General features: G+C 51.1%; 13 protein-coding genes. 8 read left to right on the top strand and 5 right to left on the bottom strand.

Annotated elements, in window-relative coordinates; genetic code table 11:
* Positions 1–64: 64 nt before the first annotated feature.
* The 4 genes from J0X00_RS08030 (at position 65) to galK (ending at position 4,031) form a co-directional block, all read left to right on the top strand.
* Positions 65–352, top strand: coding sequence for a helix-turn-helix domain-containing protein (locus tag J0X00_RS08030; RefSeq protein ID WP_282477878.1), 288 nt, complete (start codon positions 65–67; stop codon positions 350–352).
* A 362-nt stretch (positions 353–714) separates the two neighbouring features.
* On the top strand, positions 715–1,731 hold the full coding sequence (galE, locus tag J0X00_RS08025; protein WP_282477877.1) for a UDP-glucose 4-epimerase GalE: 1,017 nt from the start codon (positions 715–717) through the stop codon (positions 1,729–1,731).
* A gap of 29 nt (positions 1,732–1,760) precedes the next feature.
* Positions 1,761–2,816 carry a UDP-glucose--hexose-1-phosphate uridylyltransferase gene (locus J0X00_RS08020; RefSeq protein WP_136482438.1) on the top strand — a complete coding sequence of 352 codons (1,056 nt, stop codon included), beginning with the start codon at positions 1,761–1,763 and terminating at the stop codon, positions 2,814–2,816.
* A gap of 54 nt (positions 2,817–2,870) precedes the next feature.
* Positions 2,871–4,031: a galactokinase gene (gene galK / locus J0X00_RS08015; protein ID WP_282478278.1), complete on the top strand. Its 1,161-nt coding sequence runs from the start codon at positions 2,871–2,873 to the stop codon at positions 4,029–4,031.
* 297 nt (positions 4,032–4,328) lie between these two features.
* Here galK and J0X00_RS08010 read toward each other — a convergent pair whose 3' ends face one another.
* The 5 genes from J0X00_RS08010 to J0X00_RS07990 all read right to left on the bottom strand — a co-directional run bounded on the left by J0X00_RS08010 (position 4,329) and on the right by J0X00_RS07990 (position 10,387).
* Positions 4,329–5,339 carry a substrate-binding domain-containing protein gene (locus J0X00_RS08010; protein ID WP_282477876.1) on the bottom strand — a complete coding sequence of 337 codons (1,011 nt, stop codon included), beginning with the start codon at positions 5,337–5,339 and terminating at the stop codon, positions 4,329–4,331.
* 64 nt (positions 5,340–5,403) lie between these two features.
* On the bottom strand, positions 5,404–6,132 hold the full coding sequence (locus tag J0X00_RS08005) for an exonuclease domain-containing protein (RefSeq protein ID WP_282477875.1): 729 nt from the start codon (positions 6,130–6,132) through the stop codon (positions 5,404–5,406).
* A 1-nt stretch (position 6,133) separates the two neighbouring features.
* Complete coding sequence (locus J0X00_RS08000; protein ID WP_282477874.1) at positions 6,134–7,990, bottom strand: DUF294 nucleotidyltransferase-like domain-containing protein; 1,857 nt, start codon at positions 7,988–7,990, stop codon at positions 6,134–6,136.
* Between the two features lie 93 nt (positions 7,991–8,083).
* Positions 8,084–9,715 carry a sodium/sugar symporter gene (locus J0X00_RS07995; protein WP_136482446.1) on the bottom strand — a complete coding sequence of 544 codons (1,632 nt, stop codon included), beginning with the start codon at positions 9,713–9,715 and terminating at the stop codon, positions 8,084–8,086.
* Positions 9,716–10,036: 321 nt separating this feature from the next.
* Positions 10,037–10,387 carry a DUF2956 domain-containing protein gene (locus J0X00_RS07990; protein WP_282477873.1) on the bottom strand — a complete coding sequence of 117 codons (351 nt, stop codon included), beginning with the start codon at positions 10,385–10,387 and terminating at the stop codon, positions 10,037–10,039.
* 142 nt (positions 10,388–10,529) lie between these two features.
* Between J0X00_RS07990 and J0X00_RS07985 the strand changes: the two genes are divergently transcribed.
* The 4 genes from J0X00_RS07985 to J0X00_RS07970 all read left to right on the top strand — a co-directional run bounded on the left by J0X00_RS07985 (position 10,530) and on the right by J0X00_RS07970 (position 14,855).
* Positions 10,530–10,994 (top strand): DUF2919 domain-containing protein, encoded by a 465-nt coding sequence (locus tag J0X00_RS07985; protein ID WP_136483161.1) that lies wholly within the window; start codon positions 10,530–10,532, stop codon positions 10,992–10,994.
* A 131-nt stretch (positions 10,995–11,125) separates the two neighbouring features.
* Positions 11,126–12,031, top strand: a complete 906-nt coding sequence (locus J0X00_RS07980) for a Dyp-type peroxidase (RefSeq protein ID WP_282477872.1) — start codon at positions 11,126–11,128, stop codon at positions 12,029–12,031.
* A gap of 191 nt (positions 12,032–12,222) precedes the next feature.
* Positions 12,223–13,359 carry a flagellin gene (locus tag J0X00_RS07975; RefSeq protein WP_136482452.1) on the top strand — a complete coding sequence of 379 codons (1,137 nt, stop codon included), beginning with the start codon at positions 12,223–12,225 and terminating at the stop codon, positions 13,357–13,359.
* Between the two features lie 362 nt (positions 13,360–13,721).
* Positions 13,722–14,855, top strand: coding sequence for a flagellin (locus tag J0X00_RS07970; RefSeq protein ID WP_136482454.1), 1,134 nt, complete (start codon positions 13,722–13,724; stop codon positions 14,853–14,855).
* Positions 14,856–14,971 lie beyond the last annotated feature (116 nt).

The raw sequence follows: 14,971 nt of genomic DNA, 5'->3' as shown, positions 1-14,971 counted from the left end.
TCGAACTCAACACCTTGAACTGCAAAACAGAAATAATGTGCTTAGCATAATTAGGAGGTTATCAATGGAATTGAGTCCTGTATTTGCAAGGCGCCTGTATTTAGCCTTGCTGGTGGAGAGTCTTGAGCGACCGAATGTTCCCAAACTGATTGAGAAGACTGGCTGGCCGCGGCGTACTATTCAGGATGTGATCAAAGCACTGCCGGGGATCGGCATTGAATTGATGTTCATTCAGGATGGCCGGCGTCATAACGATGGCTACTACCAACTGTCTGATTGGGGGCCGTTCGACAGCCAGTGGGTACTGGAGCGCAAAACGGCTATCGCTACCAGCCTGGGTTTCAGTGCCTGAATACGGTCATAAGTCCGACCGACCAGGATGCGTCGTCCGCCAGGGCGGCGCATTTTTTTCATTTCCGTCATTGCCGTGTTTATGGTGTCTGTCCTGCTACGTCGTTTTTCTAATATCAGAACACTCGGATTGTGATCCGAGAAGCTAAGTAACGCCTGTTTAACGGCTCTGATAACTCAGATAGTGAAAACGCTATCTCTTTCTCTGGCTCTCTTATTTTAATGATCTCTGTTTTTCTTAAAGCCATTTTTTGCCAATTTTGTGGAAACGTTTACACCTTGAGAGCAGAGTCACAGAAAGTGCGCTTAGGTTGAGGATAAACTGCATCCTATCGTCAACAGACAACGAACAAGAGGTGACAGGTGAACGTTCTTATTACAGGTGGTATGGGATACATCGGCAGCCACACATGTGTACAGATGATAGCGGCCGGTATCACGCCGGTGATTGTCGATAACCTGTGTAATGCCAAGGCAGAAGTACTTAACCGGATAGAAGCGTTGACCGGCGCACGCCCGCGTTTCTTTGTCGGCGATATTCGCGATGAAGCGTTTTTGGATTCGGTGTTTGCCCAGACGTCAGTCAAGGCGGTAGTTCATTTCGCCGGTCTGAAAGCGGTCGGGGAATCGGTCAGCAAACCGATTGAGTATTACGACAATAATGTCAACGGCACGCTGGTTCTGCTGCGCAGTATGCGCAAAGCCGGAGTGAAAAGTCTGGTCTTCAGTTCATCGGCGACGGTGTACGGCGACCCGCAACAAGTGCCAATCACTGAATCGTCTCCGACCGGTGCCACCACCAATCCGTACGGACGCAGCAAATACATGGTGGAGCAGTGTCTGACCGATCTGTTTGCTGCTGAGCCGGACTGGAGTATCACTCTGCTGCGTTATTTCAATCCGGTCGGTGCTCACCCGTCCGGCAGCATGGGCGAAGACCCGCAAGGAATTCCCAACAACCTGATGCCGTTTATTGCTCAGGTTGCCGTCGGGCGCCGTGACAAACTGGCGGTGTTCGGTGATGACTATGCCACGCCGGACGGTACCGGCGTGCGTGACTATATCCATGTGATGGATCTGGCCGATGGCCATATTGCCGCACTGGATAAAGTCGGTTCTGAGGCCGGATTGCATATTTTTAACCTCGGCACAGGGAAAGGGTCGAGTGTACTGGATATGGTCAATGCGTTCAGCGATGCCTGTGGTCAGCCGGTGCCTTATGAGATCTGCCCGCGTCGTCCCGGTGATATTGCCGAATGCTGGGCCAGTACCGAAAAAGCCCGTCAGCAACTGGGCTGGCAGGCAACACGCAGTGTGGCTGAAATGACCAGAGATACCTGGCGCTGGCAGTCACAAAACCCGCAAGGTTATCAGGACTAACGGCCCATACATTGTTTAGGTAAGCACAGATGACAAATCTTAAATTTAATCCGGTGGATCATCCGCATCGCCGCTATAACCCTTTGACCGGACAATGGGTATTGGTCTCTCCCCATCGAGCCAAGCGCCCGTGGAGCGGTCAGGACGAAACACCGTCTACCGCCCAGTTACCGAGCTATGAGCAGCACTGTTTTCTCTGTCCGACCAACGCCCGGATTTCAGGCGATGTTAACCCGGATTATTCGGGGACTTATGTGTTCAATAATGATTTTGCAGCGTTAATGACTGATTCACCGCAAGCTCCGCAGTCGGACAGTCCGCTGTTTAAAATTCAGGGTGTGACCGGTTTGAGCCGGGTGATTTGCTTCTCACCGGATCACAGCAAAACCCTGCCAGAACTTCCGCTGGCGGGAATTCGCGCCGTGATTGACACCTGGAATGAGCAGATTGAAGAGCTGGGTAAAGAGTACCTCTGGGTGCAGGCGTTTGAGAACAAGGGTGAAACCATGGGTTGCTCGCAGCCGCACCCGCATGGCCAGATTTGGGCCAACAGTTTCTTACCCAATGAAATTGAGCGTAAAGAAGCCCATCTTAACGCCTATTACCAGCAACATGGCACTAACCTGCTGGTGGATTATGTTCAGGCAGAGCTGGCTGACGGTTCACGCATCGTGGTGGAAACGGAGCATTGGGTGGCACTGGTGCCTTACTGGGCTGCCTGGCCGTTTGAAACCATGCTGCTGCCCAAGGCCCATGTTCGCCGCATGAATGAACTGAGCGACGAGCAACGTGATGATCTGGCGCTGGCGATTAAAAAGCTCACCAGTCGTTACGATAACCTGTTCCAGTGCTCTTTCCCGTATTCAATGGGCTGGCATTATGCGCCGTTTTTCAGTGCCGGAACCGATATAGAACACTGGCAGTTACATGCACTGTTCTATCCGCCTCTGCTGCGCAGTGCCACAGTGCGCAAGTTTATGGTTGGTTATGAAATGCTGGCTGAAACCCAGCGCGATCTGACCGCGGAACAAGCGGCACAGCGTCTGCGTGATGTCGCGGACATCCACTACAAAGAACAAGCCTGATTAGTCGGTACGGCGTGCTTTAAGGCGCCGTCCTTAACCAAAGAGAATTTAATGATGTCTGATCTTAAACACACGGTAAGCGCGTCTTTCCACGCCGCGTTCGGCTGTCAGCCAAGCCATATTATTCAAGCTCCGGGACGGGTCAACCTGATCGGTGAACATACCGATTATAATGACGGCTTTGTCCTGCCGTGCGCCATCGACTATCAGACTGTCGTGGCCGCGAAAAAACGCGATGACAATGTAGTACGTGTCGTGGCCTGTGACTATGACAACCAGATGGACGAATTTACCCTTGATGGTGAAATCCGTTTTGTGGATGACAAAATGTGGGCCAATTACATCCGTGGTGTTGTACTTTGCCTGCGCGAACGCGGCCAGACTTTCCGCGGGGTTGATCTGGCGGTCAGCGGCAACGTGCCTCAGGGAGCAGGGCTGAGTTCCTCAGCGGCGCTGGAAGTGGTGATAGGTCAGACCTTTAAAGAGCTGTACCAGTTGCCGTTGTCACAAGCGGAGATCGCACTCAATGGTCAGCAGGCCGAAAACGAATTTGTCGGTTGTAACTGCGGCATTATGGACCAGCTGATTTCCGCTCAGGGCGAGGATAATCATGCGCTGCTGATTGATTGCCGCAGCCTGGAAACCGAGGCGGTTTCGATGCCGCAGGACATGGCGGTGGTGATCATTAACTCCAACAAGCAGCGCGGGCTGGTTGACAGTGAATACAACACCCGCCGTCAGCAATGTGAGCAGGCCGCGCAGTGGTTCGGCGTCAAAGCTCTGCGCGATGTCAGCCTGGAGCAGTTCAATGCCCGCAGCGCCGGGCTCGATGAAATGGTGGCCAAACGCGCCCGTCATGTGATCAGTGAAAATGCCCGCACTTTACAGGCGGCGCAGGCGCTGCGTAACGGTGATATGGTCGTTCTGGGGCAACTGATGGCCGAATCCCACGCTTCCATGCGCGATGATTTTGAAATCACCGTGAGTGAAATTGATACCCTGGTCGACATTGTAAAACAGGTGATCGGTGAGCAGGGCGGCGTACGTATGACTGGGGGTGGTTTTGGCGGTTGTGTGGTCGCGCTGGTTCCGCCGCTGCTGGTAGACAAGGTCACCAGCGCGGTTGCTGAGCGCTATCAGGCTGCGACCGGACTGAAGGAAAGTATCTATGTCTGCCAGGCTAAATCAGGGGCGGGGTTGATGGCGGTGCTGTAATCAGCACCGGTTTAAGTTGTTCTCACTGTTTTAGATTTTCTATAGCCAGTTACCCATGGCAACATCTTGAGCATAGTCGCGTTGCCTTGTAGGGAGTGGCGCGGCGCGCGAACTGCATTTTCGGGGGGAGAAAGCAGTGCGTTGTGGCAAGATTGTTGATCATGGGTTTTTTTATGATTGATCAGGCGCTGTTGCGTGCACAATCAGTACGTGGCCTGCCTGCCAGAACGAAAAAGCTCACTTTGTCAGTGAGCTTTTGGGGGAGAATTTTTCTTGGTAGGCAGCGGCGTCAGACGCTTAATCTGCCATAGTCCCTGCGACGGAATCACGTTTGACCATAGTCGGAGAGTAGCGTTTCGGACTGGTGTCCGCTTCCGCCGGCTGTTTGGCCAGGTACAGGGCGAGCTGGGCCGCATTTTCCGCCATCATCTGAATCGGATAACGTACTGTGGTCAGGCGCGGTTTAACGTAGCGCGCAATCAGTCCGTCATCAAAGCCGACAATCGAAATCTGCTGCGGAACCGCAATGCCGTTTTCTTCCATCACTGACAGGGCGCCAGCGGCCATATTGTCATTGTAGGCGACGATGGCGCTGATCTCGAGTCCTTTACTGAGCAGATTGAGCATCGCCTGCTCACCACCTTCACTGCTCGGATCGCCATATTCAACATAGCTGTCAGGCTGGGCTAAGCCATGCTCCTGCAGCGCATCGCGATAACCGCTCAGCCGTTCGTCCACATCCGTTATCTGATGGCTGGAAGCGATAAACGCGATTTTGCTGTGTCCCTGGCGAATGAGAAAATCCGTCGCCAGATGCGCACCTTTGTGGTTGTCGAGATAGATGCAGCGCTCAGCCAGTTCGGGGATAAAACGGTTGATGATCACCATGCCCGGCGCTTCTTGGGCAAAGGCAATCAGTTCGGCATCACTCAGCGCTTTTGCGTGGATCACCAGCGCATCGCAGCGGTTGTTGATCAGCAGTTCGATAGAGCGGCGCTCATCTTCCGGGTTATGGTAACCATTACCGACCAGCAGATGCTTGCCGTGCTGGCGCGCGACCGTATCTACAGCTTTGACCAGAGTGCCGAAAAACGGATCAGACACATCCGATACCAGCACGCCCATCGTCTGGGTACTCTGACTGACCAGAGCCCGCGCGGCGGCATTGGGGCGATAGCCGAGTTCACTCATTGCTTTAGTGACAGCGTCAATCGACGCCTGACTCGCTTTCGGTGATTTATTGATCACGCGCGATACGGTGGCGACGGATACGCCGGCGGCCTTTGCTACGTCTTTGATGGTTGCCATGGGCTGTAAACCTTTCTTGTTAGCTGTTGTGGGGGCCGGGCAGGGCGCGGTTCGTGCATCAGTATTACCCGGACGCTTTCAACACGGTTTCTAATGGAACGTACTCTTTGGCATACAGACGTTTTTGTTGAGCCAGATAGAGTTCTGCAGTCGAAATAGCGTCCGACAGTGCATGATGCGCCTGATAATCGGGCAGATTATAACGTTGGCGCATTGCACTCAGTCGCCAGTCGTTAATCGCCTGGTGAGGCGCAGTGTGGGAAGCGAATTGACGGTAAGTCTGTTCGATTTTCAATGTGTCCAGCCAGATTAATGGCAACTCGGGCCAGCCTTGTAACTGAGTGAATTGCCGGATAAATTGCCGTTCAATCACGCTACCGTGCGCGAGTAATACTTTACCTTTTAACTCAGTAAATAGTACCTCAATTGCTTGCGACAGTGGTATCCCCTGTTGTTGCATTTGCGGCACGATATGATGAATCAGGGCCTGTTGGTGATGATTTTGTGATAACGGTTTCACTAAAAAGTACTGTGCGCCTGACAAACGGATAATGTTGTTGATGACAGGCACCCAGCCAATACTGACAATCTGGTCTCTGCTGGCATCCAGACCAGTGGTTTCAATATCCAGCGCCAGTATCGGTTGCTGGCGTACATCATAATCGGCCTGGGGCAGCGGGTGGCTCAACCAGGTTTGCAGGTATGGCGGTAGATGTGTGCTCTTATCGAGTACCTGCTGACGTTGTTGTTCCAGTTGACGCAGCAACGATGATGTTGCGATTTTGTTTAACATCTTATTGTCCGAACTTGACCCGCATTGCATCTTGTAAGCCGGAGATGATGCGGAAGGCGTCTTTGAGATGCTGGCGTTCAAAGCTGCCAAACCGGTTCGGCTGCAGCAAATTATTGACAGGACGACCACTGCGCAGCGCATCAACCTGATGCTGGTTACGCAGGTCGGTGACAAAGTGATAGATCCCCAGGCAGTCCTGATAAGAGGAGTGGCTGAGCAGCGAATGTTGCTCGGCAAATTGCAGTCGAGACAGGGTGTCCTGCATCTGACCGCCGGCACTGAGCGCAGAAATACGTGCCATGTCGACCAGGCAGCTCAGAGCCGCGTGTTTGATATCGAGCGTTTTTTCTCCGCTGAGGCCATCTTTTTTAAGGACCAGATTGTTGAAGATGCCAAGCGGAGGACGGGTGCGCAGTGTGTTCGTTACCAGCGCTGCCATCAGTTTCGGATTGGCACTGATCTGCTGTTGGCGCTGGCTATCAAGGGCGGCAAACAGGCGCTGATCACCGGCGATATGACGAATTTCGATAAACACGTTTAGATTGAGCAACTGGTCATATTCCGGCGCCCGCGCCCACTTGCGGTAGTACTCCTGCCAGATGTGCAGCGGCTGACACCATTGCCGGGTCACGGCCATAAAACGACCATTACATAACGCATAGCCACATTGATCCAGCCCCTTACACACGTACATCGCCAGATGGCTGAAATAGGCTTTATCGCTCTCTGTCGCACTATCAGCAAGGATCAGGGCATTATCCTGATCGGAACCGAGATGGACTTCATGCCGGGCATGGGAGCCAGCTGCAATCCAGCTGAACGCACACGGCGCGATGCCAAGATGTTGCTCAGCCAGTTCCAGCAGGCGGCAGGTAAACGCATCGTAAATCCGTGTCATAACCTGACCGATGATGTCACTAGAGACGCCGCTTTCCACTAAGGCACAAAACAGCGCATTGCGCTCAGAGCCAAGTTCACTCAGTGCCACAACCGAATCGGCCTGGCGAATCTTTTCGTTGAGAAACACGGCCTGAATACTGTGTTTCTGAATCAATTGTTGCGGGGTAATGATGCCCAGAATGGCAAAGTTATCGTCAACGACCGGAATATTCTGGATGTGATGCTGCATCATCAACTCAGTGGCATTCAAGACCAGATCGCGGCTGTTTACCGCGTAGAGGTGCGTGGTCATGATAGAAGATATCGGTTGCTGTACATCCCAGCCCTGGGCTACGACCCGTTTGGTCATGTCTTTATCTGTCACCAGGCCAATCAGTTTTTGCTGTTCATCGACAATCGCCGCACATGAGCTGCGCAGTTCGTTACGCATCCGGTGTGCAACCTGCTGAATCGTGGTGTCTGGTGAAACAATCGCAATCTTTGGGTCGAGCAACTGACTGACCGGCTGGAGAAAAATAGTGTCAGCGCTATCGGTGACCGGCCGATGGATTGAGTGGGCAAGACGGGTGGGGATATTTGGCGCAAGCTGGGCAATCACTTGTGGGTAGTCCGCCACTTTTTCCAGCAAAGATGCATAATCAATCCGGTACAGCAGCGTATGTTCCAGCGCCACAACATGGTACTCAGGTTGGTGGTTTTGGCTGAGACCAAATATGTCATCACTGCCAAGACGTGAACGCAGGCTGCCATCCTGATAACGTTGTTCAATCACGCCAGCCCTGATCAGGTACAGGAATTGTTGCTGTGCGGATTGGTGCGAATCAAGGTATTCATTTTTTCCCAGATAAAGGATTTCGACCGAATGCGCTATTTGATTGACGGTTTCAGCCTTGAGCTGGCTGAATGGTGACATGGATTGCAGAAAAGTAACGATATTCGGCAGTAACTCTTGATGCATATCTGGCTCACTGAGTGCGGATTGATAAAACGGATGAAGCCCCGCCGTCGGGCGGGGCTTGATGTCATAACCTTAGGTCATGTCTGACTAGATTTACCAGAAAATGGTGTACAGCACAGCCAGTGCAATCATGATGGCATAGGCGGCAATATTGAAGTTTTTACCGGTGGCAAACATCGATGACGTTAGTGTGATGCCTTTTGGATCGTCATCATTAGCCGAGGTACTCAGGCTGGTGAGTGCGATGACCACCATAGTGAACAGCAGGGTGTACAGCATCTGGTCCATGAATGGCATGTTGAGAGGCATGAATTTCAGGAACAGAGCAAACGGAATGGAAAGTACCACACCTGTGATTGCGCCCTTGCTGGTGGTTTTTTTCCAGAACAGACCCAGCAGGAACACCGCCAGAATGCCCGGGCTGACCAGACCAGTGTACTCCTGGATATACTGGAATGCCTGGCCGATACCGCCTAGCATAGGCGCGACCATACAAGCAATAACTAAAGCGACCACCGCAGTGATACGGCCGACGTTAACCAATTTGTGGTCACCGGTTTGTGGTGCAATGTACTCTTTGTAAATGTCCATGGTGAAGATGGTGGCGGTTGAGTTCAGCATCGAGGCCAGTGACGACACGATGGCTGCAGCCAGAGCTGCAAAGACCACACCTTTCAGACCCACCGGCAGGAACTGGGTCAGCCATGGGTAGGCTTTATCCGCGTGAGCGGCATTTGGCATATTGTTGGTCGCCATCTCGCCCATGCTCGCCATCAGTTCCGGTGAGTTAGTAATCACGTAGGCCGCGATGCCCGGAATAACCACTAAAAATGGCACAATCAGTTTCAGAAATGCGGCGAACAGAATCCCTTTTTGCGCTTCAGGTACCGATTTAGCTGCCAGCGTGCGCTGGATAATGTATTGGTTAAAGCCCCAGTAATACAGGTTCGCTACCCACAGACCACCGATCAGTACGGCAATACCCGGCAGGTTCATGTACTGCGGATTGCTTTGGTCGAGGATCATTTCAAAGTGACCAGGTGCTGCGTCAATCATGGTCGACAGACCGCTGAACCAGCCGTTGTCACCGCCGATAAAGCCCACTGCCATGTAAGTCGTCAGCAAACCGCCCAGTACCAGGAAGAACACCTGAATGACATCGGTCCAGACCACGGCTGACAGACCGCCATAGATAGAATAGACCAGAGCAAACAGTGCCAGACCCAGGATGGAGTACATCAGCGGAATACCTAGGATGGTTTCCAGAGCCAGGCCACCCAGATAAAGCACTGAGGTCAGGTTGACGAAGACGTAGAGGGCAATCCAGAACACCGCCAGAATGGTTTTAAGGTTTTTATTAAAACGTTGTTCAACAAATTCCGGGATGGTGTAAATGCCTTTATCGATGAAAATTGGCAGGAAGTATTTACCGACGATGATCAGGGTTAACGCGGCCATCCACTCGTAAGAAGCAATCGCCAGGCCAATAGAAAAGCCAGAGCCGGACATACCGATAAACTGTTCAGCAGAGATGTTAGCGGCAATCAGCGAGGCACCGACGGCCCACCAAGGCAGTGATTTACCGGCCAGGAAGTAATCTTCAGTACTTTTTGCCACGCCTTTTTTATCGCGGGATACCCAGAGACCGACAGCGATGATGATGGCAACGTAGATGGCAAAAACCATGATGTCTATAAAGCTCAGACCATTTTGTATATGGGACATTTTTTGTTCCTAATGATAATTATGTTTCACGCCGCAACTGTAAACGTTTCCATATAATATGGATGCTAGCTTAATCACATTTTGATAAAGAGAGTTATAACAAGAAAAATTACGATAAAAAGTGGGGCCGAAATAGCATGATGTCAGAATAAAAATAATAAATTCTTATAGATAACAAGGCTATTGTGGCGGAGTAGGTGTAACGGTCGACAGGAATAATCTATCGTTATAGTTATCGATATGTTGGTATCGTTTACATTGATGTCGTTTACATGTGGAGGATGAGCAGGAGAGGCCCGATTGTGCTTCTCCCGGCAGACATTAAGCGAGGGTGATATAGAGTGCAAAACCGATCCAACTCACTATCAGCAGTATCCATGGTAGTCTGGTTTGCCATGCAGGTGATGAAGATGTGGTATTAAGCGACGGTTCTGAATCGATGTTATTGTCATCGCTTTGCGCTGACTGCTTGCTTTTCAGCGCTTTTTTGCGTGCCCGATCAGCCTGGCGCTGTTTCTCTTTTTGTTCTTTCTTATACAGGGCAATGCCTTTTTCGATACCTTGGGCAATCAGCTTGGTTTGCTCTTTGGTTTGGCCGGGCTTTTGTGTCGCCCTGGCAATTTTATTGGCGTCGTCCTGAGTTTGCGGCGACGCGACGATTTTGTTTTTCATTTCAGCCGTCCTATCAGTTTTCACCAAGGGTAACATGAAGCTTGGTTGGCACCAAAAGTAGCGCTTGCATATAGCTATTTGAAATCATTGCGCTAAAGTGGAAGGCAATAACATGAAGTTGCTAAGTGGTACAGGGCGAGCAGTGCGTTACGCGATTGAACAATATGATACACATGGTTACCTGAAGGCACCGGTCTGGCTATGGCTGGGCTGGATATTTCTGGCCCGGGCCTGGCTGGTGTTTGTGATGGCAGGCGTCAGCCGCAGCAGTGGTTCTGATATTCTGGCCTGGGTCTATCCGAATTCGGCCACCCTGTATCTTGGTTTGCTGTCTGGCTTGCCCGGTCTGGCACTGATGTGGCTGATAGGCCTGCGCCATCAGCAGCGGACAAAAATTAACGCTTTGGTGCGTAACGGGCGCTGGCTGACGATACTGACGGTGCTTGTACAGTCAATCCAGGTGGGATACCACACGTATTTGCAACACGGCATTTTTCATTGGGCGAATGCCCTGACCTTATTGATTCTGTTATGGTTAGTTCTGTATCTGCTGCGCAGTCGCCGGGTAAAAGACTGCTTTTGTGAACCGATAGACGCTAATCGATAACCGCGCCGGACACGTACAAACCAGCACTTATTTTTAGGATAAGCACAGCGGCGCCGGGATTGGCACGCAGCACTGAGTGGGCTTGTCTGATGATTGAATACACTGAGCAAAAACAAAAGTGAGGACTTAATATGTCAACGCCACAGTCGGCTATTTTGCCGGAAGCGAAACCCTTCGCACTGTACAGTCTTTTGAAAATTAAGCAAAACTACGCTCAGGTTCTTGAGCAGTTGCAGGCTTTACCTGCGCTGGTGGAGGAACTGAACGCAACGCAGCCAGGCGCGGAATTGAGCTTGTCTATCGCATTCAGTAAGGCGTTCTGGCAACAGCTGGAAACGCCGATGCCGGGAGAATTAATTGATTTTTCTCCGCTGGGAGAAGGCGTAACTCAGGCACCGGCAACCGATGTCGATGTGCTGATTCACTGTCACAGCCTGCGTCACGACCTGCTGTTTTACGTGATGCGCCAATGTCTGGAGCAGGTGGCGGAAGATGTCGAGGTGGTCGATGAAACCTATGGCTTCCGTTATCTGGACTCCAGAGACATGACCGGTTTTATTGACGGCACAGAAAACCCGAAACAGGAGCAGCGCCGTGAAGTCGCCATCATACCCGATGGTGAATTTGCCGGGGGCAGCTATGTGTTGGTGCAGCGTTTTGTCCACAAACTGCCGGCCTGGAATCGCCTGAATGTGTCCGCGCAGGAAAAGGTCATTGGTCGAACCAAAGTCGACTCAGTCGAGCTGGATAATGTGCCAGCCGCTTCCCATGTCGGCCGGGTGGATATTAAAGAGCAGGGTAAAGGGCTGAAAATTGTGCGCCACAGCCTGCCTTATGGCAGTGCCAGCAGTGAACATGGTCTGCTGTTTATTGCTTACTGCAACACACTGCATAATATTAAGACGATGCTCGACAGCATGTATGGGGTAACCGATGGCAAAACCGATCAGCTGTTGCGCTTTACTCAGGCCGTCACAGGTGCTTATTTCTTTGCGCCGTCTGAGGCGATGTTGCAGTCACTCAGTCTGAAAGCCTGAACGAGCGCAAAAGTTTTTATTGGTCAGGATTGAGTTCAAGCCAGGCTTTGCCTGGCTTTTTCTTTATCTCGTTGCTGCTTAAAGTAACATCTGGTCTGAGTGAGCTAAATCTGCTAGCGGCACTAAAGTTTAGTGCCGGTCTGCCGATAGAGCTTGCATACACGATACTCAGCACAGGGTGCCTTCACTGCATGGCGATTACGGTCAACACCAATATCTCAGCGCTTATAGCCCAGCGGCATTTGACCAGCGCGACCGATATGCTCAATCAGTCAATGGAGCGGTTGTCTTCTGGAAACAGAATCAACAGCGCCAAAGATGATGCGGCAGGTTTGCAGATCTCCAATCGACTCAAAGCGCAAATGAGTGGGCTGGATGTGGCGGTACGTAATGCTAATGACGGCATTTCAATCATGCAGACTGCCGAAGGCGCGATGCAGGAAACCACCAATCTTCTGCAGCGAATGCGGGATTTGTCTTTGCAATCGGCTAACGGGTCAAACAATAAACAGGATCGAGTCGCTTTACAGGAAGAAATGGGCGCTTTGAATGATGAACTGAACCGAATCGCTGAAACGACCTCTTTTGGTGGGCGAAAATTGCTCAACGGTTCTTTCGGTCAGGCGTCCTTCCAGATTGGTGCCTCATCCGGCGAAGCGGTGCAGTTATCGCTGAAGAGCATGCGCTCTGATGACATTAATATGGGTGGTTTCAGTTATGTTGCCGCTGGGATGGCAGATAAAGACTGGCGGACCGGTAATGGCCGCAATGAGCTGAACATCTCCTACCTTAATGCGCGTGGTCAGCAAGAGCAGATCACCCTCCAGGCCCGCAATGGCGATGACATTGAACAGCTGGCTACCTACATTAATGGTCAGACCGATAAGGTCTCGGCATCGGTTAATGACAAAGGACAGTTACAGATTTTCATGGCCGGTAAAGAAACGGCGGGCACTTTGTCTTTCAGCGGCAGTCTGGCCGATGAGCTGCAGATGAACCTGCAAGGTTATGAAGCGGTTGATAATCTTGATATTACTTCGGTTGGCGGTGCGCAGCGCGCTGTGTCGGTGCTGGATACTGCCATGCAGTATGTCGACAGCCATCGCTCTGAACTGGGGGCGCTGCAGAACCGTTTTGGTCATGCCATTAACAATCTGGATAATGTGCATGAGAATCTTGCTGCATCCAACAGTCGGATTAAAGATACCGACTACGCCAAAGAAACCACTCAAATGATTAAGCAGCAGATCCTGCAGCAGGTTAGTACCACGATTCTGGCCCAGGCACGCAATCAGCCCAATATCGCCCTGACTCTGCTGGGTAACTAGTATTCTGTCAGCTGTTACTTAGCAAGAGGCTTGTTCCTATCTCATGTTCATCATCGCCTCAGATAATGAATAGGTGTAATGCAACGAATAGGCCTTGTTACAACCAATAAGTCTTATTGGTAAGCCGAACCAAGCAGTATCGACAAGCGCTTGAAAAGCTTTAGTGAAAAACGCAATTTTTTAGCTCTTTTTGTCGTTTCGTCACTTTTAATCCGCTAAAGCAGCTTTTTTCAAAAAAATCTTAAAATCGACCTAAAGCTTTTCAAACCCACGCCGTTAAAGAAAGTAACTTTGAGAGAACTACTTGGTTTTCCGAGACGTCGGAAACCGGAAATATCGGAAAATCAATTGGAGATACCACTATGGCAGTAAATGTAAATACCAACGTATCAGCGATGACCGCGCAACGTTACCTGAACAGTGCAACCAGTGCTCAGCAAACCTCAATGGAGCGTCTGTCTTCTGGTTCACGCATCAACAGCGCAAAAGATGATGCGGCTGGTCTGCAAATTTCAAACCGTCTGAATGTACAAAGCCGCGGTCTGGATGTCGCGGTACGTAACGCCAACGATGGTATTTCGATGGCGCAGACAGCAGAAGGTGCGATGAACGAAACCACCAATATCCTGCAACGTATGCGTGACCTGTCTCTGCAATCTGCTAACGGTTCGAACTCTAAATCAGACCGTGTCGCGATTCAGGAAGAAGTTACAGCACTGAATGATGAGCTGAACCGTATCGCAGAAACCACGTCTTTTGGTGGTAACAAACTGCTGAACGGCACCTTCGAAACCAAAGCATTCCAGATTGGTGCGGATAACGGTGAAGCGGTGATGCTGACCCTGAAAGATATGCGCAGTGATAACCGTATGATGGGTGGTACCAGCTACCAGGCAGCCAATGCTAAAGACCAGGACTGGACAGTCGCTGATGGTTCAAATGACCTGAGCATCACGCTGAACGATGCGCAAGGTACAGAGCAGACCATCAACATCAGCGCGAAAGCGGGTGATGATATCGAAGAGCTGGCGACTTACATCAACGGTCAGACTGACATGGTCAAAGCGTCGGTAAACGAAGATGGTCAGCTGCAAGTGTTCACGGACAACAACAAAGTGTCTGGCCCTGTTTCCTTCAGCGGCGGTCTGGCTGGTGAACTGGGTATGGGTGACGGTCAGCAAGTGACAGTCGACAACATCGACGTAACCAGCGTAGGTGGTGCTCAGGAATCGGTTGCTATCGTTGATGCTGCCCTGAAATATGTTGATAGCCACCGCGCAGAGCTGGGTGCATTCCAGAACCGCTTCGGTCACGCTATCAATAACCTGGACAACATTAACGAAAACGTGAATGCGTCTAAGAGCCGTATCAAAGACACCGATTTCGCGAAAGAATCGACGGCAATGACGAAGGCACAGATTCTGTCTCAGGCTTCAAGCTCAATCCTGGCTCAAGCCAAACAGACTCCGCAAGCGGCACTAAGTCTGCTGGGCTAATCGCCTCCAAGAACAAAAAAGTCCAGCTTCGGCTGGATTTTTTTATGCCTGATTTTTGTGTTCTTGGTCACGTTTTATTCATAAATGGACAATTGTTGGAAAAAAGGTCGCAGTTC

This window comes from Vibrio sp. ABG19, from assembly GCF_029962385.1.
GTDB lineage: Bacteria > Pseudomonadota > Gammaproteobacteria > Enterobacterales > Vibrionaceae > Vibrio > Vibrio ostreae.
Note: the sequence above shows the minus strand (reverse complement) of the source record. Positions and strands in the feature narration are given on the sequence as shown.